Raw genomic sequence first — 24,455 nt, 5'->3', positions numbered from 1 at the left:
TACTCCTGCTAACCGCGCGCTTCCCGATCGGAAGGCAGCCGCAACGCCGCCCCCGCCGCCGGAATGGACGCATAGCTCAGTTGGTAGAGCAGCTGACTCTTAATCAGCGGGTCCTTGGTTCGAGCCCAAGTGCGTCCACCATATTTTCACAGCAAATACAGTAATTTACCCCGAACGGGGCCAGCTTCAAAAGCTGCTTACGATTTGCTTCCTAGAGTATTTCCAGCCCCTCAAGCCGCGCCCGCCCCGCTAGGGTTCAGCGCATTGCCAATTGCTCCACCTTCCTTAAGACTGGAAATAGCCTGTCTGAGAAGCGGGGCGCTGAGATGGCGTGGTGGAATCGGCTGTTCAAGCGAACAGGGCACAAGTCACTCGATGGAGCCATGTATCGTGTGACGTCCACGCTCTACAGCAGCGATGGCAAGCGCGCTGCTGAGATACGTGAATTCGACCGCGGCGAAACTTGCCTCCTCGAAAGCGATTGGATTGAGGATACTGTGTTCAAAGAGCGGCATGGCGGTAGCCTCGTCGGCCCGTTCGCCTCTCCGACACATGCCGAACGTTTCATCGTAGCTACATCTTGGTTCAACGGTGAATAGCAGCGTCCCATGGCCGCCCGATCAGTCCGGCGCAGCCGATAACAAAAATCCTCATCTCGTGATCGCTTGCCAGTTCGCCGACCAATCAGGCGCGGAAGAGCGCCTGGAGGCCGGGAGTTGAGGGCTTCATCGACGGCGTGCGCGGGAAATCGTCGACGAACTGGATATAAACCGGAACCTGATAAGGGATCAGTCTTTCCCGGAGCCAGTTTCTGAACAAGGCCGCGTCCGGCTCCGCCGCATCTTCCTTCAGGATCACTGCTGCCGCAGGTACAGCGCCAAGCCTTTCGTCCGGCACACCCACCACCGCGGCCTCGCGAACCGCTGGGTGCTGGTTCAGCACCGCCGCGACATCGTCGGGATGGACCTTGAAGCCGCCGCGAATGATCGCGTTGTCGGCCCGGCCGCGGATATAGAGGAAACCATCGCCATCCAGCATCGCCCGATCGGTGGTCCGCAACCAGCGATCACCGCCCGCTGCATAGACCGGACCGAGTTGCTCGCCCTGCAATTCGAGCAGTCCCTCCGCGCCAGGCGGCAGTTCGATGCCGGTTTCGATATCCACTATTCGAGCGACGACGTTGCCATGCACACGGCCAACCGAGCCACGCTTGTCGCGCCAATGCGCGCGAAAATCGTCAATCGTCCAGCCCGCGACCGCACCGGCGAATTCGGTCGCGCCGTAATTGCCAAGGATCGGCACGCCGTATTTCTCATAGAACGTGTCCACCAGTTCCGGTGGGAGCGGCGCAGTACCGCTAATCATGGCGGAGAGACTGGCAAGAGCCGCTGGATCGACATTCGCTTCAAGCAACATCCGAACGGCTGAGGGCACCGCAGGCGCCACCTTCGGCCGGTTTCGGCGTACGGCATCGACCCACTCGTCGACGGTGAATTTCTCGAGCAGCGCGATCCGGCGCCCTGCCATCAGCGCACCGATACAACCGTAGATGCCGCCGATATGCGTCAAGGGGTTGGTGACCATCACAACGCCCGATCGCAATTGTGGCCGATCCTCAAATGAACGCCCGCGCTCGTAGCTCGTGAAACCTGCGAAGCTCGCGTCGAAGGCCGCGCGGCTTAGCGGTACGCGTTTCGGCGCACCTGTCGTACCGCTTGTCAGCATTTCAATCGCTATTCCCGGCGCGGTGCGGATAGGTGTTCGCGGCCGGATGTGATCATCAAGCACTCGTACGCCTTCGAGCCGCCCGCCGATCGCGACCACCGCGCTGCCGGCGACGGCGGCTGCTTCCAGGAAGCCGGCGCGCGCAATATCCTCCTCGTCCGCGACGATGACCGGCAGGTCCAGCCCGCGCAGATCATCAAAAAGCTTTGCATCAGGCAGAAGCGGATTGAGTGTGACCAGACACCGGTCCGTCGAGAGGATCGCGAGTATCGCCGCAATATGTCCTGGGCGATTGCGCAGCAGTGTGCCGACGCAGGCTTCGGATGAAAGTCCCATGCTATCGAACGCGGCCTCGATCGCATCCACTGCTCGCGATAGCTCGCCCCAGCTATAATCCCGCCGCTCGAAATCGATCTCGGCCCGCTGCGGATCGAGCGCCATGATCGTACGAAGTTTTTCGGTGATAAGTGCCATTACAACGGATACCTCCAGCCCTCAGGGATGGCGCGCGATCCGTCGATGACGACAGCGGCCGAACCTTCAACACATCTCGCGCGGGTAATCTGACACACTTATATTACCAAGTGCAACAACAGTCATTCGGTCAGATCATCGTCTGGATGAGCGCGGGGCAAGCGTGGAGATCCAGGACTGGATGACGACCGGCGAAAGGGCGTCATCGTTAGCGCCCGGCGAACACTGGCGGCCGCTTCCCCTTCACCGCCGCCAATCCTTCCTTGAAATCCTCCGTGCCGAGCAAAATCGCCTGATTGAGCAGGTTGGATGACCATTCGGCTTCCATCGAGGTTTCAAGGCCCCGATGCAGCCCCTCCTTGACTGATGCGTAAGCAAGCGGCGCGATCGCGGCCAGATCCTTCGCGAAAGCAGACCCTCGATCGGCAAGCGTGTCGACCGCGACTATTTCGCCGGCCAGCCCGATCCGCCCGGCCTCCTCGGCCTTCACTGCCTGTCCAAGCAGCACCATCTGCGCGGCGCGGCCCAATCCCACCAGACGCGGCAACAGGAACAGGCCGCCAAGCGGTGGCATGATGCCGAGTTTGATCCAGCTCTCCTGAAAGAAAGCATTCTCCGCGACAATGCGAAAATCGCAGGCCAGCGCCAGTTCGCATCCGACCGTAACGGCCGCGCCCTGGACCAGCGCGAGCGTCGGCTTGGGGCATTGATAAAGGCGCTTCGCAGCCCCTTGGAAATGCTTATAAATCTGTGCCTTGATATCGCTCGCAGGCATTTGCGTCAGATCGTCGAGAAAACTGAAATCGGCACCCGCGCAGAAATGTTTGCCCGCTGCGTCCAGCACGATGACACCAACGTCGGGATCAGCGGTCAATTCGTCCAACCCGGCGCAAATTTCCGCGAGCGTCTGCGGTCTGAGAGTATTGCCTTTTTCCGGACGATTGAGCGTCAGCGTCCCGATCCGTCCGGCGCGCCCGACAGCGATGTCCTCATATTTCATCATCAGCGATCCTGAAGAGTTAGCTATAGATCAGACCAATCGCGCTTCGCTCAAATCGCTCCCTCGCCTCGGAGCGCCGCTACCGTTTCCTCGGAATATCCAAGCAACCCGCGCAACACATCGTCGCTGTTCTCGCCCAGCCGGGGCGGCGGCGCGATGTCTTGTATCGGCGTTTCCGAGAAGCGGATCGGATTGGCGATCATTGGCATCATCACGCCCGCGCTGTCGGCAACGGTTCGCGCCAGATCGCGGCTGATCACCTGGGGATCGGTAAAGCATTGGTCGACGGTGTAGATTGGCGAGCAGATGATATTTGCGGCAACCAGTGTCTCGTAGAGATCGGTCAGCTTCCACTCGGCAAGTGTCCGCGTGATCTCGCGCTCCAGATCGACGACATGGATGAAGCGATCGGCGCGGGTCTGGAAACGCGGGTCCGCCATCAGATCTAGGCGATCGATCACGCCGCAGAAGATGCGGAATTTGTCCTCCGCACTGGCCTGAATGTTGATCATGCCGTCCTTGCAGGTGAAAGTCTGCGCGGGCGCCGATCCCGAGGCGGACGTACCCAGCCGACGCGGAATTTCCCCAGTCATCAGATAGTCGATGGCGCGGTGCGACATGGTGGCGACCGCCACGTCAAGCAGCGCCATGTCGATATGCTGGCCCGGGCCGCCCTGCTCGCGCACGCGGATCGCGGCCTGTATCGCGTTCGCGGCATATAGCCCGGTAATGAGATCGCTGATGATCAGCCCGATCTTGGTCGGCGGCTGATCCGGCTCGCCGGTAATGCTCATCATCCCGCTCATCGCCTGAAACACGCTGTCGGTGCCTGGGCGGCTGGCATATGGCCCGGTCTGCCCAAAGCCGGTGATCGAGCAGTAGATAATGTCTGGCGCGCCCTTTCGGATCGCGGAGTAGTCCAGGCCATAGCGCGCAAGATCGCCGACCTTGAAATTCTCGACCATGACATGGCTGATCGCCGCAAGATCGCGAACGATCTGCTGCGCTCCGGGCTTTGACAGATCAACCTCGACCGACTTCTTGCCGCGATTGGCGCCGATGAAATAGCTCGACAGCGGCAATTCCGCGCCATCGGCATCCTTGATGAACGGGGGGCCGTAGTGACGCATCTCGTCGCCGCGCGTCTTGCGTTCGAGCTTGATGACCTCGGCTCCCAGATCAGCAAGCATCTGGGTGCAGAATGGCGCGGCGAAGGTACGGCCGAGATCGACCACGCGGATACCCGCCAACGGCTTAGGAAACGTCATGCTTTATTGTCCCTTGGAAGCGTGCATCGCGCGCAGATTTTTACCAACCCACATCAGCATCAACACGACGAGTGGCGCGAAGATCGCCATCACCGTGACCATCGACAGCCCGATCTTGGCCTTGTCGACGAATATCGATTGCGTGATGAAGGCAGTGATCGGCGCGCCGATCAGCGACCCGATGACGGTGATGACGGCGTAGAACCATGCCGACATGCGCCCGCGCAGATGTGGTGGCGTGTGAAGCTGCAACGCGGCGACTGCGTAGCCGAGGAATGGATAGCAGAGCACCGAATAGATCGCCATCGTGCCAAGGAATATCCAGGGGTTACCAGACAGCAGCCCGATGATGGTCGCCGGCACGCCGATCAGCACGCCCACCCACTGATACCGGACATGCGCGTCCGCCATGCCGCGCGCATAGAGTCGATCGACCAGCATCGCGCCGCCGATCTGCCCGAGCGCACCCGCGAGAATATGTTCGGTTCCCCAGGCCAGCCCGATATCGGCGATGTTCCAGCCGTAAGTACGCTGCATGAAGGTGGGGACCCATGAAAGCAGCGAATTGGTAATGATGTTGAGCATCCCGAAGGCGATCGGCAGACCGAAGAACAGCCGCGGATTTTTCAGGCAAAAGGCAAAGAAAGCAGCCATCGACATGCCCGCCCCCGGCGCTTCCGCGCTCTTCTGGCGACGATCGACCCGCTCCTTCACGAGCAACGCCAACGGCGCGAGAAGTACGGTCGGGATACCCACCGCCAGAAACACCATCTGCCACGGCTGCACCGTGCCGATCACCGGCACGACCGCTGGATTGCCTTCCGCGATCAGGTGAACGAGCTGCCCCCCCAATATGGTGGCGATGCCGGTACCGATCACGGACCCCAGCGAATAGGTGGCCAGCGCGGTCGAAAGGCGTTCGCGCGGGAATTGCTCGGTAATCAGCGAATGCGCAGCCGGCGTGAGCGCGGATTCCCCAACGCCGACGCCCATCCGGCCGAGCAGCAGGATCGGAAAGGTGCCGGCCAATCCGCATAGGCATGTCGCCATACCCCAGATGATCACCGCTCCGGTCGTCAGCCAGCGGCGCGAGAAGCGATCAATCAGCCCGCCCATCAGCAGCCCGCACAATGCGAAGAACAACCCGAAGGACGGCCCCATTAGCCAGCTCATCTGAAGCTCGCTGAAGCCCATTTGCGCCTGAATCGGCTTGACCATCATGTTGATGACCTGCCGATCGATGAAGGCAACCACGTAAAAGCCCAGGAACAGCGCGACCATCGCACCGCCCTCCAGATACCCGCGCGTGGCGCCTCGCTGCCGGGATGAGGTTAGCCTGTTCGTTGACGTCAGCATGATGGCACGCAACCCCCTTGAATCCCGGAGTCGACACTTTGCCGACCCCGAACCCGCTTGGCCCGGATCAGAATTCCACGCCCAGCTTCACGCCCACCGAACGCGGCCGGGCGAACACTTGCGTGTCACCGGAGGGCGACGAGAGAATATAGAGCTGATGTTCGGCATTAAGGAGATTTTGCACCCAGACCGAGGCGCGGAAATGCCGATCGGGCGATTGCCAGCCGAGTTCGCCATTGATCAGCGTGTAGCCGGGCTGGACGACGCGATTGCTCGCCTCCCAATATTGCTTGCCGCTGTAATAGGCATTGCCCGCGATGGTGATCCGGCTCTCCCCGAGATCAAACCCGTAGTCGAAGCCCCCGCTAACCGTCACGAACGGCGTGCGGATGATGTTATTGCCGGTGGCATCGATGAAAATAGTCGAATTACCACCTACCGGAACTCCAGTTGGAGACAGCGTGGGGGTCGTCACCTGAGCGTTTTCATATTTGGTGTATTTGGCGTGAAGCAGCGACAGGCCGAAACGCAGGTTCAAACCCGCCATCGGGTTTGCGAACAGCTCGGCTTCGCCACCATAGAGTTCGGCGGAACCGGCATTCTGAAGATCGGACGCCAGCGTTACCGGGTTGCGAACGTTGACCTGCAAATCGTTGTAGTCGGTATAGAAGGCCGACAAGGTGCCACGCAGCCACGGCAGCGGGCGGAATTTGGTGCCGATCTCATATTGCGTGACGATTTCGGGATTGACCGGGGTTGGTTGCGCAGTTCCCGACGGATAGGTCGAAGCATTGAATATGCCCGATTTAAACCCCTGACCTGCCTTGGCGTATATGTTGGTATCGTCATCGAACTTATACTGGATCGTGCCGCTTGGCGTGAACTGCGTATAGCGCCGGCGACCGAATTTCTCATTCCCGACCGGAAGGTTCAGGTTGGTGATGCCGATCGAACGTACTTCATCGGTATAGCGGCCACCGACCGTAACCAGCAGTCGATCCGTCAGGTGGTACGTTCCCTGCGCATAAACCGCGACTGAATCCGTTTTCACAACAGACTGAATATTCGTCGGAATAGTGACGACACCGGCCGCGCTGGTGGTGATGACTTGCGAGGGGTTATTACCGGCGGTAGCGTTGAAATAGGTGCCGCCGACAATCCAGTCGAGTTTGCCGCTATGCCCGGTCGCGTAAAGCTCCTGTGTTATCGATCGTGAGTAATAGCCCACGGACTGGATCGAAACCGGCTGGAATGTCGCATCATTGTCTGAATAGATATTGAGTTTGGATCGATCGATCCCGGTGATCGATGTGACGTCCACCGCCCCGCCATGATATACGATGGTGAGCGAACCGCTGTTTTGGCGGAAGCGTGAATCACCGCCGTTGGTCGATGCTTCAAACGGACCAGAAGGAAGCAAGACGTTTGGATTCCGCACTCGCGCGACGGTATTTCCGTTAAGTGGTTGCGCGGACGTGGCCAGCGTGTCGCGGGTCGCATTGTGCGCCAGCGACAGCGTCATCTCCAGGTTGTCCGCCGGTGTCAGGCGCACTTTGCCGCGCAGCGACAAGCTGTTCACATCGCCACGATTGGGGCCGCCCTGCAGGTTGCGCAGGTAGCCGTTATCATCCTTGTAAAGCGCGGCGAGATCGGCGGCGACTACGTCGTTACCGCCCGTGGCATAGCCCTTTAGGACCACTTCGTCATAGCTGCCGTAACTGGCCGATGCTTTGAACGCTTCCGTTGCGCTGGGCGTGGAAGTGATGATGTTGATCGCGCCGCCAGTGCTATTGCGCCCGAGAAGCGCCCCCTGCGGCCCACGCAACACCTCGATGCGGTCGATATTGTTCAGCTCCATTACCGACGACGCCAGAAACGGCTGGTAAACGCCATCAATATAAACCGGCACCACCGATTCATCCCCAGCGCCCACGCCCCGGGTACCGATGCCGCGAATCGTCGGCTGAGGCGAAAACGAGGACTGGGCAAAATTGAAGCCGGGAACGATTTGCGCCAGTTCCTTGCTCGACTGGATGCCCGAACTTTCCAGCGTCTTGCCGCTGAATGCGGAGATTGAGATCGGTACGCTCTGGAGTCGTTCTTCACGACGTTGCGCGGTGACGACAATGTCGCCGGTGTCCGGTTGGCCGGCCGGCCCGCTCGCCTCGGGCTCAGGGGCTACCACCTGCTGCGCGATCGCCTGGGTCGAGGTTCCCCCCAGCAGGATCGCGACGATCGCGAGGCGACACGCGGACACCGTTGGAATTCTCATTTTTCCTCTCCTTCATCCGGCTTGTCTCAGGTCGGCAGGCGACCTCTCCGGTGAAGGCTCAAATTCCATAGTCAGCGCGCACGATCATCTTCGAATAGCCGCTCAATTGATCACGAAACGTGCTAGATCGGTCGCCGGGAGAGCCGCGATGATTGATCCGTCCGAGGTTAAAAGCTTTGTCACCGTCGCCGAAGAGCGCTCCTTTTCCGCCGCCGCACGGCGGCTTGATCTTGCGCAATCCGCCGTCTCGCAGAAGGTGAAGCGACTGGAGGATCAGCTTTCCCTGCACCTCCTCGAACGCACCTCACGCCGGGTCCGCCTTTCGGTCGAAGGCGAATTGTTCATGCCATATGCCCATCGGCTGCTGGAGATGCACGACGAGGCACACCGCGCCGCCGCCCTCATCCGTAGCCAGCGCGGTTCGACGCTGCTGCTCGGCGGCTACAATTTTCTAGTCGAAGAGCGGCTTAGGCTGGTGGAGCATTTCCTTGCGCTCAATCCGACGACACAGGTCGACGTCCATCACGGTACGCGGCAGGATCTCTATCACCGGTTGAGCATTGGCGGTCTCGATGCGGTGATCGCGCTGGCGCTCCCCGGGCAGACTCGATCCGATCTCGACTTCATCTGTATCGAGCGGCGTCGGTGCCACGTCGCTTTTCCGCCCGGCCACCCCCTCGCCTCCCGCGATGCGATAACATACAGCGATCTGTGCGGGCGCCAGTTGGCGATTTCACCCGGGCGACAGGACGCCGAAATCCTGAACGTGATCACCACGGAACTCACGCGACGCGGCGTCGAATTGATCTCCGCGCCCGAGGCTGATCGTCGGGCGATCGAGCAATTCGCTCAGGTGCGCGGCCTCCCGCATCTGCAATGGTATCCCAGCCAGCGCGCGCGCCACGAGCGCGGCAACTCCGTCGTGCTGCCGATCACCGACAATATGCTGCTCACCGATCTCGTCGTCTATTTCGAGAAGGGGCGCCGGCGCGACGTCGCCAGACGCTTCGCGGAAGCCATCCAGAATTACGTGGCGCTCGGACTGAACGAAGCTGTCACCTGACCGCTCATACCACCCGACGCAACAGCGGCTGTCCGGCAAAATGTCGCCGAATATTGTCGAGCGCCCCGGCAAACACCGCCGCAAACGCCTCGTGCGTAACCCCGGCAACGTGCGGCGCCATCAATACATTGGGCACGTCTGCCCATTCCGAGCCCCTGATCGGCTCATGTTCAAACACGTCCAGCGCCGCGCCACCGAGGCGGCCGTCTTTCAGCGCGGCTATCATCGCCGGCTCGTCGATCACGAAGCCACGTGACACGTTGACGATCACCCCATCGGAACCGAGCGCCTCGATCACCTTTTTGCTCACAAGCCGTCGCGTACCGGCATCTCCCCGCGCCGCCACGATCAGAATGGTCGCCCATGCAGCAAGTTCATCAATCGAATCGAACCGGGGCCATGATAGATCGGGCTTGGGTCGCGGCCCCCACCACGCGATCTCACAGCCAAACGGCGCAAGTCGGGTGGCGATAGCCTGACCGATATGACCAAGCCCCACGATGCCGACCTTATGTGTAGCAATCGAGCGCGCCGGACGACGGCGCCCTTCCGGCCAGCGATCCTCGCGTACCCAGCGGTCGTTGGCGACCACTTCACGCGCGTGCGCCAGCATCAGCGTCACCGCGAAATCGGCGACATCCCCCGCGTTGAGATCTCCGGCATTGGTGACCGCAACGCCGCGCCTCGCCGCCGCATCGAGATCGACGCCGGATACGCCCGCCGCGATCGCCGCGATCAGCCGAAGATCGGGGAGCAGGTCGAGGCGCGCCTGATCGAAACGCTCCATGCCTGACGTCAACGCGGCGGCAATTCCCGCGCCATGCTGACGGAGGAAGGCGTCGCGGTCCCTTACTCCTTCCAACCGGACGATATCAAATTCCGCCTCCGGGGGCCGCACCAGATCCTCGATCGCTTCGTTCATGACAAGCAGCCTGGGACGGATCATGATTGCTCCTCTGTTCTGTTGACGAAACGGCCGGTCACGTCGATGACGTAGTTATATATCATGGAAGACTAGCAAGGAGCGGAGAATGATGGAAACGCGTTTTCTCGGCAGGAGCGGCCTCGAGGTTTCGGTCTTCGGCTTCGGCACGATGACCTTCAGTGACGGCCAGGGCAGGTTCGCCGGCGTAGGCACGACGCAGGGTGAAGATGCCCGGCGGCAAGTCGATATGTGCATCGATGCCGGCGTAACCTTGTTCGACACCGCCGACATTTATGCCGCCGGTCGTTCCGAAGAGATACTCGGCGAGGCTCTGGGGGCTAAGAGGAAGAACCTGGTCGTCGCCACCAAAGCGTTCAGCCGGATGGGCCGCGCGGCGCACGATACCGGCCTGTCGCGCCGCCACCTGATCGACGCGTGCGACGCCAGCCTGAAACGGCTCGGCACGGATTGGATTGATCTCTATCAGGTCCACAGCTTCGACGCGCTGGTGCCGATCGAGGAGACGCTACGCGCGCTCGACCATCTCGTGACGGCCGGCAAGGTGCGTTATATCGGCTGCTCCAATTATGCCGGCTGGCAGCTGATGAAGGCGACGGCCACCGCCGAACGGCTTGGTACCGAATGCTTTATCAGCCAGCAGATTCAATATTCGCTGATGGTTCGCGATGCCGAGGATGAACTGCTCCCGTGCGGCGTCGACCAGCGGATCGGCGCACTGATCTGGAGCCCGCTCGCGCAAGGTTTCCTCTCGGGCAAGTTCCGTCGCGATGGCGCTGATATCGCGCAACGGCTGGCCCTCAACAACGGCCTGAAACTCTACGATACGCCGCGCGGCGCGACGGTGCTCGATACGCTGTTTGAGATAGCGGCCGATCATCCCGGCGCGTCGCCAAGTCAGGTTGCCCTCAACTGGTTGCTCGCCCGGCCCGGCGTCTCGACCGTGCTGATCGGCGCGCGCAGCGACGAGCAACTGGCGGACAATCTCGCCGCCGCGACCTGGTCGCTGTCGGCTGAGGAAGTCGAAAGACTCGACAAGGCGAGCCAGACGGCGATGCGCTACCCCAATTCGCACCACCGCCTGTTCACGCTGGAGCGCAACCCGCAAATTTTCCCGCGTTATAAGGATTGAAGTCTGATGCATTATACTTCGCTCGGACGAACCGGCCTTCGCGTATCGCGCCTGTGCCTAGGGTGCATGACTTATGGCATCGCACAGGCCGGCCAGCACCAATGGACGCTCGATGAGGAAACGAGCCGTCCGTTCTTTCGTCAGGCGCTGGAGGCTGGGATCAACTTCTTCGATACGGCAAACGCCTATTCGGGCGGCACGTCGGAAGAAATCACTGGCCGCGCGCTCAAAGATTTCGCGCAACGCGACGAAGTTGTGATCGCCACCAAGGCGTGGGTTCCGTGGCGCAATGCCCCTAACACGGGGGGCCTGTCCCGCAAGGCGTTGCTGCAGGCAGTGGACGACAGCCTGAAACGGCTCGGCACCGACTATATCGACCTCTATCAAATCCACCGCTTCGACCCCGACACGCCGGTCGAGGAAACGATGGAAGCGCTTCACGATATCGTGAAGGCGGGCAAGGCGCGCTACATCGGCGCCTCATCAATGGCGGCGTGGCAATTCTCCAAGATGCAATATACCGCGAGCGCGCATGGATGGACACGGTTCGTGTCGATGCAACCACAGGTCAATCTGATCTATCGCGAGGAAGAACGCGAGATGCTGCCGCTGTGCGCCGACCTGGGCGTCGGCGTGATCCCGTGGAGTCCACTCGCACGCGGCAAACTGACGCGAGCGCCCGACTCCACGACCGCTCGATCGGAAACCGACCAGTTCGGCAAGGCGATCTACGCACGCACCGCGCAGCAGGACGCGGCCATTGTCGACGCGGTGCTGAATATTGCCACCGAACGCGGCGTACCGCCGGCGCAGATCGCGCTCGCGTGGTTGCTCGCCAAGCCCGAAATCACGGCGCCGATCGTCGGCGCATCGAAACCCGCGCAACTTGCCGACGCGATCGCCGCGCTGGACTTGCGATTAAGTACCGATGAGATCGCGGCGCTCGAAGCGCCCTATGTGCCGCACGGGGTTACCGGCGTAAGCTTCCCGTCGCGCTTCAATGGCCGCGTTTCGGTGCGATCGTGAGTGCCCCGATGCGCGTCGTCGTTACCGGCAGTGCGGGGAAGATCGGTCGCGAAGCGATACGCGCACTAAAGGCGGCAGGACATCGCGTCATCGGTCTCGACCTGCGCGCCGCGACGATCGACGGGGTGCGCACCGCTGCGGTCGACTGCACTGATTTCGGCGCAGTGGTGGGCGCCCTTTCGGGCATCGATACGATGTTCGGCATGGCTCGGTTACCGCAATTGCCGGACGCGGTCGTCCACCTTGCCGGCATTCCCGCCCCCGGCCTCGCGGACGATGCACACACCTTCAACGTCAACACCATCTCGACCTACAATGTCTTCTCCGCCTGCGCGCGGCTCGGCATCAAACGGATCGTATGGGGATCGAGCGAGACGATCCTCGGGTTACCCTTCAACACGCCCCCGGTTTTCCTGCCGATCGACGAGACGCACCCCGATCTGCCCAATTGGTCCTATGCAATGGCAAAATTCCTCGGGGAACAAATGGCCGACCAGATGCCCCGGTGGCACCCCGAACTCTCAATCGTCTCACTGCGTTTCTCTAACGTGTTCGATGCCGCCGACTACGCCCAACAGCCCAGCGCCGCGGCCAACCCGCATTTCCGCAAGTTCAACCTCTGGGGTTATGTCGATGCTCGTGACGCGGGCGAAGCGTGCCGGCTCGCGGTGGAGGCGAACTTCGCCGGTCATGAGCGGATGATCGTTGCGGCAAGCGATAATATCACCGGCCATCCGAGCGCCGAGCTGGCCGCGACCCATTTCCCGGAAAGCGCCATCAGGGGCGAACTGGACGGCGATATCTCGCTCTTGTCGTCGGCCAGGGCGTACGCGGTAATCGGTTACAGATCCTGTTTCAGCTGGCGAGGCACACCAACCTGAACTTATTCGCCGCGCGCCCGCATTACCTCCACCGCGCGACGCATGCGGGCAAGGCCGAGGATGAACGCGACCATCGCGATCGGGCCGAGCGTCAACGCGCTCGCCGCGAGCGACAAATTGATCCGCCCGTCATCCCTGAACACAAAATCGGTGAACAGCCCCACGATCCCTGGCCCCACCGTTAGCGCGAATAGCCCCGTAAACAGCAAGTAGATCGCCGACATCCGCCCTCTCAATATCGGCGGAGCCACGACCTGTATCGCGCCAGCCGCAATCGCCGCCATGCCGAGCGGGACCGTCGCGATCGCAGAAAGGACGAAAAACAAGGTCGCGTTGGGCATCAAGAAGCAACCAGCGCCAGCTAAGGTCAGCGCGATGGTTCCATAGACATAGAAACGAATATGCGCATCAAGGATGCCACGATCAAACCAGCGATCAACTATCGCACCGGTAATCGGCAACGAAAGGCCGCCGACTATGAAGCCGAACATTGCAAGAGCAAGCCCGGTCTGGGCCGAAGATATAACCGGGACGGGTTGCGGCCGTCCTGGAACACCCTGGGCCTGCGCTGGCGGGCAGACAATAGCCGCGAAAGCAACCGAACACGAACCCAACGTCGCCGATCGAAGCGTTATTATGTGATCCCCTCACCCACCGCGCCACGCTCGATCCGGGGTGATTCGCACTCTCAAACGAGCTTCTCATATATATTACTTATATGACATAGATATATAAGTTTGCGTATTGTCGATACGCTCTGGTAACGGCTTGCTCGCGTCGGGCGACAAGGGGCGCACGCAAATGCGACAATCATGGAGGACCGCATGAACGACGATATCGGCCCAACCTCACATAGCTTCGTGTCCCAGCGCCTGAAGCTCAACTACCTCGATTGGGGCAATCCGAACGCGCCGGTGTTGATCCTCGTTCACGGCGGGCGGGATCATGCGCGTAGCTGGGATTGGATCGCGCGCGCGCTCCGGCGTGATTGGCACATCATCTGCCCTGATCTTCGCGGGCACGGCGACAGCGCCTGGTCGCCCGACGGCGCTTATACGATGCCCTATTATATCTGCGATCTGGCACAGCTCATTCATCAGCAGAGCGCAGCGCCGGTCACGATCGTGGCGCACTCGCTCGGCGGCGCAATCTCATTGCGATACGCAGGGCTATACCCCGAACGCGTGCGAAAGCTCGTCGCGATCGAGGGGCTGGGCCTGTCGCCCGACAGCATTGGCGAGCGCAACGCCATCGCCTTCGCCGATCGCTGGCGCGGCTGGATCGAGGAAAGGCGCGGCATGAGCGCGCGAACCTCACGCCGCTACGCCTCGATCGAGGACGCACTGGCCCGGATGCTATCCGAGAACCGCCATCTTTCAGAGGAGCAGGCGCGGCATCTGACGGTTCATGGCGTCAACCGCAACGAGGACGGCACCTTTAGCTGGAAATTCGACAATTACCTTCGCTCCTCGCCGCCCCTCGATGTGTCCGACGAAGAACTCCATGCGCTATGGGGGCGGATCGAATGCCCAACGTTACTCGCTTACGGCAATGACAGCTGGGCCTCAAATCCGGCCAAAGACGGTCGCGCCGCCTATTTCAAATCGGCCCGGATTATTGCCTATGACCATGCGGGTCACTGGCTGCACCATGATCAGTTCAACAGGTTTCTGGCGGATTTACAGGCTTTTCTGTGAGCGTCGGGACATCAATGCTGCGGCGCGGCATTTCACTTGACAGAAATACGCAAGCTTATACTAAGCTTGCGTAAGATTACTTTAGATCACGCTATCCGTATTAGATGGAGCTCTCAATGCGCCTTGTAATAGCACTTTCCGCCGCCGTATTCGTGGCAACCCCGCTTGCCGCCGCTACCCTCGACGCCACTCCAGCCACGACGGTTGCACCGAAGCGCGGTGCGACGCTGCGCGATGCGAACGCAACCCGTCTCGGCACGATCGATCGCGTCAACGCCGACGGCTCCGTTCAGATCATCTTCAATGCGAAATTCGTGACCATTCCCGCTGACAAGATCGTTGCGTCGCAGGACGGCGTCACGACGTCACTGACCAAGGCGGAAATTTCCAAGCTCCATTAAGCGCACTCAGCCCGGCGCGGCGCGCCGGGCTGAACGAACGCCTTTCATTATCAAGCATCGCAGGCAACCCGTTCGCCGACAGGATCGATTTCCACCACAGTTGGTGCAGACTCGATATTGGCAATCACGCGATCGAGTACGGCAAGCGCGACCTCCAACGCTGCGGGATCTACCCCGTCGAGCGCGAGCATGTCTTCGTCCGCGCCGAGCTCGGCGAGCTTGGCAAGCACCGGCCCGGCCAATGGGGTAAGATACAGGCGATGTGTGCGACGATCCGCTACATCGGCTCGACGCTCGACCCAGCCCTTATCGACCAGCCGATCGATCAATCGGCCTGCAGTCACGTCGCCCACCTTGATCAGTTCGGAAATCCGGCGCTGTGACGCGCCTTCATTACCGCTGATCGCGTAGATAGCGCGCCACTGCGCCCGCGTGATTCCCAAGCTGCGCGCGCGCGCATCGAACCGGGTTCGCTGGAGCCGCCCGATGACGCTAATCCGATAGCTGATAGAAGCGCCCTTCTTCATCGGCTCTCCTCGTATCGGTCGCAATATCTCTTCCACCTACCAAATATGGCCAGGCATCTTGCAACCGATGCCTTCGCCAACACCATGATAAAAAGGCGATCATAGAGGAAGGAAGGGCTCGATGGCCAGCCATGGGATCCGCGTGGAGCAAACGCGATCCAAACTTAGAATATGCGCGGCATGATCTGGTCGCGCGCGCTCGACACGATGGCGCCCGCCGATCACCGGGCATTGTGAACACCCGTTCGGCGCGCGCAATCCATTTTCCAGCTCACCCGCGAACGCCGTAATAGTCTTCAAACAGCCCTGAATTCGGCTGTGTGGCGGCGCGACGATCGGCGATCGACACCCGCAATCGAATAAGACTAAACCGTGATCTCTCGAGCCTCGCTGCGCGCCCGGGCTCGCAGCTCGTGCTTTAGCACCTTACCCATATTGTTACGTGGCAGTTCGCCGACGCATACAATCCGCTCTGGAGTCTTCTGCTTCGCCACCCCCGATGCTGCGAAGAACGAGCGCACGCTTGCGAGCGTCACATCGGCATCGACGCGCGCGACCACATAGGCGCAGACGATCTCCCCCATCCGTTCGTCGGGAAAAGCGACCACAGCCGCATCTGCGATCGCGGGATCGGCGAGCAGGATGTCTTCTACCTCGCGCGACGAGATGTTCTCGCCTCCACGAATGATGATGTCCTTCTTGCGATCCGAGATGACCAGAAAGCCATCGGCATCGAGATGCCCGATATCCCCGGTGCGATACCAACCGCCCGGCAGCATGGCGGCGGCGTTCAGTTGCGTATCGAAATAGCCCGTGAACAATTCGGGCCCGCGGGTAACGATCTCTCCGTCCACCCCGGCTGGCACTTCGCTTCCCTCGTCATCGACAAAGCGCATTTCGGAGCCGATCATCAGCCGCCCCTCAGTCGTGAGGCGCTTCGCCATTGCGTCGTCCGGATCACCAGTGGTGACGGTTGGATGTTCGCTGGAACCATAGCAGCGGAACGTGGCCAACCCCCGCGTAGCACAGCGTTCGATCAGCGTAGGCGGAACCGGTGCCGCGCCAACCAGACAGCTTGCAAGGCTCGAAAGGTCTCGGCCGTCGCGATCAGCCGCATCCAATATTCCGTTCAAGTGGAACGGTGTGAAAGACGATGCACTGATCTGATGCCGTTCGATCAGCATGGCCGCGTCCGCAGCATCCCATTGATCCATCAGGACCAGCTTTTTACCCTGCGCCAAATAGCGCATCATGGTGCACGCACCCGCGACATGCCCCGGAGGCCAGGGCGAAAAATTAGTCTCGACGATCCGACGCCGCGCGTGGGACACCGCTGCCAGCTCGGAGAGTAACGTGCGGCTGGAATGACATACGCCCTTCGGATCCGCGGTCGTGCCCGACGTATAAACCAGCATCGCCAGATCGTCGGGATCGCCCGCGGTTGGAGGCGCGCCGTCGTCATGCGCGAGCATATCGTCCCAGCCGATCGCCCCGACCGGCACATTGTCGCCGATCACGACATGGCTCGATAGCCCGGGCAGTTCACCGCAAGCCGCCAACACGTCACCATATTCAGCATCGCGCCAGCGATCCGGCGTGACGAGCAGCTTCGCGCCCGACTGTCGCAGGATGAAGCCGATCTCCTTCGCGCCGTAGATGGAGACGATCGGCAGCATGACCGCACCAATGTGGGCAATGCCAACACATGCGACCAGCCACTCGCTCCAGGCGGGCAGTTGCACCGCAACGATATCGCCCGGACCGACGCCTCGCGCGCGAAGCCCGGCCGCGAACCGGATGCCGCTCGCGACTACATCCGCGAGCCGGCTCGTCGCGGGGCGCATCGCAGAATGTACGACCAGTTCCGCATCGGGTCGACGCGACACGCCATCAAGAAACGCGTCAATCAATGTGCGATCGGCACCCTGCAAGGTCGTCATCCCTTTCCTCTCCCATACCAAGGCATCGCCGCGACCGTGAAGAATTGCGCTCTCGCACGGTCCTCGAGTGGCGGCACCCACTCAAACAACGCTTACCTAGATAGCGATGTCGCTTCAATCCGGCGTATCGATCCGATGTGGTGCCTGCGGATCTTCACCATGCTCCACCGTAGCGTCGCAGCGACGTGGGAGACGGTTCGCGTCACGGATCCTCGTTCGAAAAATTCGCGGCACAGCCTCCATGGACAGCCGTTTGCTCCGACCGCCCTGCCCGGAGGCCCATCGACTGGTCCAAACATTTTGATCCCATCTTCGCCCGCTGGGCATCGGTGAGGGAGGCGACGATCTGGTTCGTCCCTTCCTTCCAATAATGTTTGCGCAATTCCCGCTTGAGCAGTTTGCCGGTGGGCAGGCGCGGCAATTCATCGACGAAGTCGATGCTTTTCGGACATTTGAATTTCGACAGCCGCGCACGGCAATAATCGAGAATTTCCTCACCCAGTGCGTCGGTCGGTTGCAACCCGGACTTGAGCTCGACAACCGCCTTGACCGCCTCGCCGAATTCCTTGTCGGGCACACCGATCACCGCGACGTCGCGGATCGCGGGATGAAGCGTCAGTACCGCCTCCGCCTCCTGCGGATAGATATTCACCCCGCCTGAGATAATCATGTTGCTCGACCGATCGGCGAGGAAAAGATAGCCATCCGCGTCCATCCACCCCATGTCGCCGGGGCGCGACCAGCCACGCGCGTCAAAGAAGTCGGCAGTCTTCGCCGGTTCATTGTGATATTCGAAAATCTCAGGAGCCTCGAACATCAAATGGCCGACCTCACCCGGCGGTAATTCGTTGCCCGCGTCATCAACAACATGGATCGGCCCGGTCACCGTACGCCCGACGGTGCCCTTACGCACCACCCATTCCTCCGGACGGACGATCGTGAAACCGCCACCTTCGCTCAATCCGTAATATTCATAGATGATCGGACCGAGCCATTCGAGCATCCGTTCCTTGACGTCCACCGGGCACGGCGCGGCAGCGTGGACGACCATCCGCAAACTCGACAAATCATATTTCGCGCGCGTTTCGGGCGGTAGTTGCAGCATTCGCACGAAATGCGTCGGCACGAACTGCGCATGAGTGACACGGTAGCGTTCGATATGCGCAAGCGTCGCTTCGGCATCGAACCGGCGCGGCACCACCACAGTGCCCCCGAGCATCTGCGCGCCCATCGACCAGCCCATCGGCGCAGCATGATAGAGCGGGGCCGGTGAGTAGAACACGCTGGTGTCGTCGAAGGTGAACAAGCCGGCCATCATCTGCTCGATGCGCAGCGGCGTATTGAATGGATCACCCGACAGGGCACGCAGGATGCCCTTTGGCTTCCCCGTCGTGCCTGAGGAATAAAACATATAGTTGCCCTCGGTCTCGATGCCGAACGGTTCGTTAGGCTCGGTATCGATCGCCACAGGGAGGCTGGTGAACGGGCCGAACGCCTCGCCCGAACTGAACAGCAATTTGAGGTGCGGTACCACCGTCGCGAGATCGAGCGCGAGTTCGGCCAGCCCGGGCGAGACGATCAGCGCCTCGGCATCGCTATTGGTGAGGACGTAGGCGGCCTCATCTCGGCTGAGATGCCAGTTCACCGGCACAAATCGCAGCGCCGATCGACGGCAAGCCCATGCCGCAACATAGACGGCCGCGACATTTTCCATCAGCAGCGCCACGCGCGCGCCCTCGCCAAGCGAACGCCGCAGCACACGCGCCAACCGCATTGACTCCGCGTTCAGCGTAGCAAAGTCGATCGCCTCGCCGGCTTCCCCGCCGATCATCGCGGGCTTATCGGGGGTGGTGCGCGCAAAGGCCAGAATCGACACGATTTCGCTCTCCTTATGGCAGCCGTTCGCGGCCGCCTGTAATCATTATGGTATCCGCCCGAATCGAGATGCGCCTCGAGAAGAATAACCTAGATACATAGGTTGATGCCGCAGCTCGCTTAGTCAATTCCTCTCTGAAACATCCAGTGGCGCCGTCGCCTCATGGGCGTCGGTCGTCGCGGTTTTCAGGCACAAAACCGGGCGTGCGGCCATCCCGATCAGGCCAGGCAATAACGCGGCCGCGCCCTGTTTAGGCATCGTGTCGAGCTTGAGAAAATGCGAAGGAATAGCTCGATGACTCAGGACCGATCCGCCGATCGCGTGCACGAATCTGCGTGACACCCCCGCCGATCACGCCCCTGCACCACCGCGTTTACCGGCCTGGACCGGGCGACGAAGTGAAGCCGGCTATGCCCGGCCGTCATCGACAATGTCGCCATATTGGCTCGCTGGCCAGTCACCAGGCGCGAGGCTCACGGAGTGCCTTCGAGTCAACGCCGGCGCGGCTTACCAGCCCGGTTGCGGCGATTACGATCGCGCCGATTGTCGACTCCACATTTCCGCGCCGCATCCCGAGAACCCATGCGGTGCTGCGGTGCGACCGATCATAATTGGCAATCGACACCGGTCCTTCCGTCGCATAGCGGGCATAATGCTCATCGCTGCCCGAAGGTCGAACCAACGCGCTCGGCAAAATCGGGTGCGATACCAGGGCTGCGATAGATTTCATGCGCCAGCCCCTGTGCAAGAGGCAGGTCCTGCGTTTCCGTCAACAGCCGCTTGTTGCCACGATGGCTATGCCATGAGAGCGCTGTGATATCGTTCACCAGCGCCGCAAGTTCGGCTTCAAACGCATCGTCGGGAACGCAAACATTGGCGAGACCGATCCTTTCTGCGGTGCGCCCATCGACCTGGCGCGCGGTGAACATCATCTCCCGCGCTTTGTAAGCACCGATGCGGCGCGGCAGCCGCTGGCTCATTCCCCATCCGGGGACGAGCCCCCATTTCGCGTGGGTATCCGCGAAGCGCGCGGACTCGGCGGCGAGGATGATGTCCGCGCCCAATACGAGCTCAAGCCCTCCGGTAAAGCATGGACCATGAACCGCGGCGATCACCGGTTGGGGTAGTTGCGCCAGCCGCTCGATCGTTCGTGCCTGAAAATTCGTTGCCGGTGCACGTTGCTGTTTGCCAAGATCCGCGCCCGCGGAAAAAACCGGCCCGTTGGCGCGCAGCACGACCGCCCCCACACTATCGATCTGCCGTTCGAGCGTGGCGAGATGCGCGTCGAGCGCCACGAACATATCCACGTTGAGCGCGTTGCGCTTTTCGGGCCGGTTGAGCGTCAGAGTGGTGACGCCGCCGACATCGCCGCGCAGCACTAGCATCTCGTCTGACATGCATTTTTCTCCTTGCGTGGCGCTACGGAGCCGAGCGGGATCAAGCGCGCGTGAAGCTCTTGCCCTCCGCCGCCATCGTCTTGAGTAATGCAGCCGGTGCGATCCCCATCGCTTCCAACCCGGTAACGATCTTCGACAGCCCGATCGTGTCGGCCCAGAACATTGGGCCGCCAGTATAGACCGGCCAGTTGTAGCCAAGGATCGCCGCCACATCGACATCCGATGCGCGGATCGCGATTCCTTCTTCGAGTACCTTCGCGCCTTCGTTAACGACGGGATAGAGCAGCCTCGCAACGATCTCCTCCGCCGGGATCGATCCCCGCGAATTAACGCCCTTATACCGGGCGAAATCGGCGATCAGCTCGGCCGCGAGCGGCGACGGCGTGGCTTTGCGATTTTCGTCATAATCATAATAGCCGCCATTCTTCTTCTGGCCGAGCCGATCGATCTTGACGAGATCGCCGCGCACACTGCGCTCCGTCTCGTCGCGACCGATCACATCCAGCCCAACCAGATCGATCATCTGGAATGGCCCCATCGCGAACCCATAATCATAGAGCGCGTTGTCGACCTCCGCCGGACTGGGCCCTTCGAGGATCAGTGCATCGGCCTGCCGCCCGCGCGGGGACATGATACGATTGGCGATAAAGCCGTGGCACACGCGGCTCAGCACCGGCACCTTGCCGATCTGCCGCGCGAGCTTCATCGCGGTCGCGATAACCTCGATCGCGGTCGTCTCGCCGCGCACCACCTCGAGCAATCGCATCACATTGGCGGGCGAGAAGAAGTGCAGGCCAATCACCCGTTCCGGCCTTGAGGTCGCCCCCGCTATCACGTCCAGATCGAGGAACGATGTGTTTGACGCGAGAATGGCGCCCTGTTTGCAGATCTTGTCGAGCCGGCCGAAGACCTGCTGCTTGACGCTCATTTCCTCGAACACCGCTTCGATCACCAGATCCACTTCGGCGAGCGCTTCCAGCCCCAGCGCGGGGGTGATGAGCGCCATGCGCTGTTCGACCTGCTCCGCGGTCATGCGCCCCTTAGCGGCTGTATTCTCATAATTTTTTCGGATCACCGCGATACCGCGATCGAGCGCTTCCTGCTTCATCTCCACCAGCGTCACCGGGATGCCGATGTTGAGAAAGTTCATGGTTATGCCGCCACCCATCGTCCCGGCACCAATCACGCCGACCGCCTTTACTGGGATCGTAGGCGTCGCCGCGGGAACGTCGGGTATCTTTGAAGTCTCGCGCTCGGCGAAAAAATAGTAACGCTGCGCGGCGGATTCGGCGCTGGTCACGAGTTGCTGGAACAGTTCCGCCTCACGCGCGAGGCCCTTATCGAAATCCTCGATTTCGGCCGATGCCTCGATCGCCCTGACGATGTTTAAAGGCGCCTTGAAGCCGCGAAAGGCACGCGCGTTCTTCTTCAGGAAATTCGCATAGATCTCCGGGTGACCCCGCGATGGCGCGACCTTGTCCTGGCGGTCTCGCACCCGCACCAGCGGCTTGTTCAGCACCGTTCGGGCAAAGCCGACAGCATCTTCCTTCAGCCTGCCTTCCTCCGCGAGAGCGTCGATCATGCCCATATCCAACGCTTTCCGCGCGGGAACGGGGGCGCCCGTCGTCATGATCTCCAACGCCCGCTCCACGCCAACGATACGCGGCAGTCGCTGCGTACCGCCGGCGCCCGGCAGCAGGCCGAGATTGACCTCCGGCAGCCCTACTTTGGCGGACGGCACCGCGATGCGATAATGGCAGATGAGCGCAAGTTCGTAGCCGCCGCCAAGCGCGGTGCCATGGATAGCCGCAACGACCGGCTTGGCGCCGTTCTCGATGATATTGAATACCTCGTGAAGCCCCGGCCCCTGCGGAGGCTTGCCGAATTCGGAGATGTCCGCGCCGGCGAAGAAGGTACGACCACCGCAAATCAGCACAATCGCCTCGACGCTGTCGTCGGCGGCGAATTTTCGGAACCCTTCATCCAGCGCGACACGAGTCTTGAAGCCGAGCGCATTCACCGGCGGACTGTCGATCATGATGATCCCGATGCCGTCCTCGACCGTGTATGTGCCAACTTCGCTCATGATTCCCCTTCCGTAAATCCGATGGATTGGGCGCATGACGGGCGCGCCTCGACAAGGATACGCCCGTGCATGGCCGGTCTTATTTGCGCTTCGAAGCCGCCAGCAATTCCCAATGGCGCGCCATCATCGTTGCTGCCTGTTCCTGCAAATCGTGCGGTACATCGGGATAAAGCGGCAGTTTTCCGCCTGACGGCAGCGCGATCGTGGCGGTGGCGCGCACTGTCTCGTCGCCGCGCTGATTGATGAAACGCACCGCGACATCGACGAGATTCTGGCCGCCCTCCTCGCGCTTGGCGGTTACTTCGCCGGTCACGAACTGAGTGTCGCCCATATAGTTGAACTTGCGGATCTCATCATGGACGCGAAGCACGATGCCGTCGTCGCCCGCCCAATCGCTGAGATAGTGGAACAGATAGTTCTCACGCATCACGCCGTAATCATACGCCATCGGATTGCCGATCGCCTGCGCCCACTTCGGATCCCAGTGCAGCCGCTGCGCGACATCCGGGATGCCATATTCGTTCTTGACGTAGAACGGCGCGATCCGCTTGCGGTTCTTGTGGGCGAGCCGGCCGACCGTCGGCGCATAGGGCACGAAACCATAACCCCCGGCGTGGAAGCAGATCACGTCGGTGACGGTGAGCGGCCCTTTGGCCATCTTGCCTAGCGAATCCCCGACATTGACACTCGCGAAATCGCGCCTCGCTGCGCCTTGGACTTTCTCATTGGCATATACCGCGTCGATGTCCGCGATCTGTTCATCGGTATAGCTCGCCGGCTCGAGCGCGGCATATTTGCCTTTCTTGGCCGCAGTCTTGCGCTCGGTGAGCACACGCAGGATGCGATAAACGGCTACCACTTCGCCGCGCTGGTTGATCTTCACATCACGGCGGACGTTAATGACCGAACGGCCAGAAAATTCGGACTGTTTTACCTCGCAGCTCTCTTCGCCGTTATAACTGTAGAGCGTGTCGCCCGGAAAGATCGGCCGATACCAATCCCAGGTGGATCCGGACACGAAGACGTGGACACCGCGGAACAGCGACTTCTTGAGCGCTTTGATTTCGTCGGGAATTGGATCGCCCATCATCGGCGCGTTGATGATCCCGGCCATCATGCCCGGCGCGATCACGCTGCCCCAGCGGGTCGTTCTCGCATAGTCCGGTTCGCAATAGAGCGGATTGTCGTCGCCGTTGCCATGGCTGAAGTTGCGGATGTTATCGCTCGTCGCGGTCTGGATATATTCACGCGTCTTCGCTGGTTCGTAAAAACCGACGAGCTTCTTCTGCCGTTCGATATCCTCGTCGGTGATCGCGTAGTCGACGGCCTTCTTCCATTCGTCGCTCTGCAGAATATCTTCGCTCTTGCTCGCCATGATCGTCTCTTTCGTT

General features: G+C 61.0%; 21 protein-coding genes and 1 tRNA gene. 8 read left to right on the top strand and 14 right to left on the bottom strand.

Going from position 1 to position 24,455, the window contains the following annotated elements; translation table 11 throughout:
- The first annotated feature begins 65 nt into the window (after nt 1–65).
- Nucleotides 66–141 (top strand) — tRNA-Lys (locus tag P0Y64_13610).
- A gap of 185 nt (nt 142–326) precedes the next feature.
- Nucleotides 327–599 (top strand): hypothetical protein, encoded by a 273-nt coding sequence (locus P0Y64_13605; GenBank protein ID WEK42420.1) that lies wholly within the window; start codon nt 327–329, stop codon nt 597–599.
- Nucleotides 600–684: 85 nt separating this feature from the next.
- Here P0Y64_13605 and P0Y64_13600 read toward each other — a convergent pair whose 3' ends face one another.
- The 5 genes from P0Y64_13600 to P0Y64_13580 all read right to left on the bottom strand — a co-directional run bounded on the left by P0Y64_13600 (nt 685) and on the right by P0Y64_13580 (nt 8,095).
- Nucleotides 685–2,199 carry a fatty acid--CoA ligase family protein gene (locus tag P0Y64_13600; GenBank protein ID WEK42419.1) on the bottom strand — a complete coding sequence of 505 codons (1,515 nt, stop codon included), beginning with the start codon at nt 2,197–2,199 and terminating at the stop codon, nt 685–687.
- Nucleotides 2,200–2,407: 208 nt separating this feature from the next.
- Complete coding sequence (locus P0Y64_13595; GenBank protein WEK42418.1) at nt 2,408–3,202, bottom strand: enoyl-CoA hydratase/isomerase family protein; 795 nt, start codon at nt 3,200–3,202, stop codon at nt 2,408–2,410.
- A gap of 47 nt (nt 3,203–3,249) precedes the next feature.
- Nucleotides 3,250–4,467: a CoA transferase gene (locus P0Y64_13590; GenBank protein ID WEK42417.1), complete on the bottom strand. Its 1,218-nt coding sequence runs from the start codon at nt 4,465–4,467 to the stop codon at nt 3,250–3,252.
- A gap of 3 nt (nt 4,468–4,470) precedes the next feature.
- Entirely contained in the window at nt 4,471–5,748 is a 1,278-nt protein-coding gene (locus P0Y64_13585) for an MFS transporter (GenBank protein WEK42416.1), read from the bottom strand.
- Between the two features lie 142 nt (nt 5,749–5,890).
- Entirely contained in the window at nt 5,891–8,095 is a 2,205-nt protein-coding gene (locus P0Y64_13580) for a TonB-dependent receptor (protein ID WEK42415.1), read from the bottom strand.
- 106 nt (nt 8,096–8,201) lie between these two features.
- Here P0Y64_13580 and P0Y64_13575 point away from each other — a divergent pair, with 106 nt between their 5' ends.
- Nucleotides 8,202–9,158, top strand: a complete 957-nt coding sequence (locus tag P0Y64_13575; protein WEK42414.1) for a LysR family transcriptional regulator — start codon at nt 8,202–8,204, stop codon at nt 9,156–9,158.
- Nucleotides 9,159–9,162: 4 nt separating this feature from the next.
- On the opposite strand, the gene P0Y64_13570 is transcribed toward P0Y64_13575, so the two are convergent.
- Nucleotides 9,163–10,104, bottom strand: coding sequence for a 2-hydroxyacid dehydrogenase (locus tag P0Y64_13570; protein ID WEK42413.1), 942 nt, complete (start codon nt 10,102–10,104; stop codon nt 9,163–9,165).
- An 88-nt stretch (nt 10,105–10,192) separates the two neighbouring features.
- Between P0Y64_13570 and P0Y64_13565 the strand changes: the two genes are divergently transcribed.
- The 3 genes from P0Y64_13565 to P0Y64_13555 are packed head-to-tail and all read left to right on the top strand — an operon-like array spanning nt 10,193 to nt 13,140.
- Complete coding sequence (locus tag P0Y64_13565) at nt 10,193–11,233, top strand: aldo/keto reductase (protein ID WEK42412.1); 1,041 nt, start codon at nt 10,193–10,195, stop codon at nt 11,231–11,233.
- A gap of 6 nt (nt 11,234–11,239) precedes the next feature.
- On the top strand, nt 11,240–12,259 hold the full coding sequence (locus tag P0Y64_13560) for an aldo/keto reductase (protein ID WEK42411.1): 1,020 nt from the start codon (nt 11,240–11,242) through the stop codon (nt 12,257–12,259).
- Between the two features lie 8 nt (nt 12,260–12,267).
- Nucleotides 12,268–13,140 carry an NAD(P)-dependent oxidoreductase gene (locus tag P0Y64_13555; protein WEK42410.1) on the top strand — a complete coding sequence of 291 codons (873 nt, stop codon included), beginning with the start codon at nt 12,268–12,270 and terminating at the stop codon, nt 13,138–13,140.
- 2 nt (nt 13,141–13,142) lie between these two features.
- Here the strand turns inward: P0Y64_13555 and P0Y64_13550 are convergent, their stop codons facing one another.
- The gene (locus P0Y64_13550) at nt 13,143–13,754 is read right to left on the bottom strand and encodes a hypothetical protein (protein ID WEK42409.1); all 612 of its coding nucleotides are present in this window, start codon (nt 13,752–13,754) and stop codon (nt 13,143–13,145) included.
- Between the two features lie 210 nt (nt 13,755–13,964).
- On the opposite strand from P0Y64_13550, the gene P0Y64_13545 reads away from it, so the two are divergent.
- Entirely contained in the window at nt 13,965–14,837 is an 873-nt protein-coding gene (locus P0Y64_13545; GenBank protein ID WEK42408.1) for an alpha/beta hydrolase, read from the top strand.
- 116 nt (nt 14,838–14,953) lie between these two features.
- Nucleotides 14,954–15,238, top strand: a complete 285-nt coding sequence (locus tag P0Y64_13540) for a hypothetical protein (GenBank protein WEK42407.1) — start codon at nt 14,954–14,956, stop codon at nt 15,236–15,238.
- Nucleotides 15,239–15,288: 50 nt separating this feature from the next.
- Here P0Y64_13540 and P0Y64_13535 read toward each other — a convergent pair whose 3' ends face one another.
- The 7 genes from P0Y64_13535 to P0Y64_13505 form a co-directional block, all read right to left on the bottom strand.
- The gene (locus P0Y64_13535; GenBank protein WEK42406.1) at nt 15,289–15,765 is read right to left on the bottom strand and encodes a MarR family winged helix-turn-helix transcriptional regulator; all 477 of its coding nucleotides are present in this window, start codon (nt 15,763–15,765) and stop codon (nt 15,289–15,291) included.
- A gap of 365 nt (nt 15,766–16,130) precedes the next feature.
- Nucleotides 16,131–17,705: an AMP-binding protein gene (locus P0Y64_13530; protein ID WEK42405.1), complete on the bottom strand. Its 1,575-nt coding sequence runs from the start codon at nt 17,703–17,705 to the stop codon at nt 16,131–16,133.
- Nucleotides 17,706–17,907: 202 nt separating this feature from the next.
- Nucleotides 17,908–19,581: an AMP-binding protein gene (locus P0Y64_13525; GenBank protein WEK42404.1), complete on the bottom strand. Its 1,674-nt coding sequence runs from the start codon at nt 19,579–19,581 to the stop codon at nt 17,908–17,910.
- 123 nt (nt 19,582–19,704) lie between these two features.
- Nucleotides 19,705–19,908, bottom strand: coding sequence for a hypothetical protein (locus P0Y64_13520; GenBank protein WEK42403.1), 204 nt, complete (start codon nt 19,906–19,908; stop codon nt 19,705–19,707).
- Between the two features lie 329 nt (nt 19,909–20,237).
- On the bottom strand, nt 20,238–20,978 hold the full coding sequence (locus P0Y64_13515) for an enoyl-CoA hydratase/isomerase family protein (GenBank protein ID WEK42402.1): 741 nt from the start codon (nt 20,976–20,978) through the stop codon (nt 20,238–20,240).
- A gap of 40 nt (nt 20,979–21,018) precedes the next feature.
- Nucleotides 21,019–23,064 carry a 3-hydroxyacyl-CoA dehydrogenase NAD-binding domain-containing protein gene (locus P0Y64_13510; GenBank protein WEK42401.1) on the bottom strand — a complete coding sequence of 682 codons (2,046 nt, stop codon included), beginning with the start codon at nt 23,062–23,064 and terminating at the stop codon, nt 21,019–21,021.
- Nucleotides 23,065–23,143: 79 nt separating this feature from the next.
- Complete coding sequence (locus P0Y64_13505) at nt 23,144–24,439, bottom strand: MaoC family dehydratase N-terminal domain-containing protein (protein ID WEK42400.1); 1,296 nt, start codon at nt 24,437–24,439, stop codon at nt 23,144–23,146.
- Nucleotides 24,440–24,455: the final 16 nt, after the last annotated feature.

This window comes from Candidatus Sphingomonas colombiensis (assembly GCA_029202845.1).
GTDB classification, from domain to species: Bacteria; Pseudomonadota; Alphaproteobacteria; order Sphingomonadales; family Sphingomonadaceae; genus Sphingomonas; species Sphingomonas colombiensis.
Note: the sequence above shows the minus strand (reverse complement) of the source record. Positions and strands in the feature narration are given on the sequence as shown.

Excerpts from the sequence above, each read along its gene's own strand:
- P0Y64_13605 (WEK42420.1), top strand. The coding sequence starts at position 327 with ATGGCGTGGTGGAATCGGCTGTTCAAGCGAACAGGGCACAAGTCACTC.
- P0Y64_13600 (WEK42419.1), bottom strand. The coding sequence starts at position 2,199 with ATGGCACTTATCACCGAAAAACTTCGTACGATCATGGCGCTCGATCCG.
- P0Y64_13595 (WEK42418.1), bottom strand. The coding sequence starts at position 3,202 with ATGATGAAATATGAGGACATCGCTGTCGGGCGCGCCGGACGGATCGGG.
- P0Y64_13590 (WEK42417.1), bottom strand. The coding sequence starts at position 4,467 with ATGACGTTTCCTAAGCCGTTGGCGGGTATCCGCGTGGTCGATCTCGGC.
- P0Y64_13585 (WEK42416.1), bottom strand. The coding sequence starts at position 5,748 with ATGGTCGCGCTGTTCCTGGGCTTTTACGTGGTTGCCTTCATCGATCGG.
- P0Y64_13580 (WEK42415.1), bottom strand. The coding sequence starts at position 8,095 with ATGAGAATTCCAACGGTGTCCGCGTGTCGCCTCGCGATCGTCGCGATC.
- P0Y64_13570 (WEK42413.1), bottom strand. The coding sequence starts at position 10,104 with ATGATCCGTCCCAGGCTGCTTGTCATGAACGAAGCGATCGAGGATCTG.
- P0Y64_13565 (WEK42412.1), top strand. The coding sequence starts at position 10,193 with ATGGAAACGCGTTTTCTCGGCAGGAGCGGCCTCGAGGTTTCGGTCTTC.
- P0Y64_13560 (WEK42411.1), top strand. The coding sequence starts at position 11,240 with ATGCATTATACTTCGCTCGGACGAACCGGCCTTCGCGTATCGCGCCTG.
- P0Y64_13555 (WEK42410.1), top strand. The coding sequence starts at position 12,268 with ATGCGCGTCGTCGTTACCGGCAGTGCGGGGAAGATCGGTCGCGAAGCG.
- P0Y64_13545 (WEK42408.1), top strand. The coding sequence starts at position 13,965 with ATGAACGACGATATCGGCCCAACCTCACATAGCTTCGTGTCCCAGCGC.
- P0Y64_13540 (WEK42407.1), top strand. The coding sequence starts at position 14,954 with ATGCGCCTTGTAATAGCACTTTCCGCCGCCGTATTCGTGGCAACCCCG.
- P0Y64_13535 (WEK42406.1), bottom strand. The coding sequence starts at position 15,765 with ATGAAGAAGGGCGCTTCTATCAGCTATCGGATTAGCGTCATCGGGCGG.
- P0Y64_13530 (WEK42405.1), bottom strand. The coding sequence starts at position 17,705 with ATGACGACCTTGCAGGGTGCCGATCGCACATTGATTGACGCGTTTCTT.
- P0Y64_13515 (WEK42402.1), bottom strand. The coding sequence starts at position 20,978 with ATGTCAGACGAGATGCTAGTGCTGCGCGGCGATGTCGGCGGCGTCACC.
- P0Y64_13510 (WEK42401.1), bottom strand. The coding sequence starts at position 23,064 with ATGAGCGAAGTTGGCACATACACGGTCGAGGACGGCATCGGGATCATC.
- P0Y64_13505 (WEK42400.1), bottom strand. The coding sequence starts at position 24,439 with ATGGCGAGCAAGAGCGAAGATATTCTGCAGAGCGACGAATGGAAGAAG.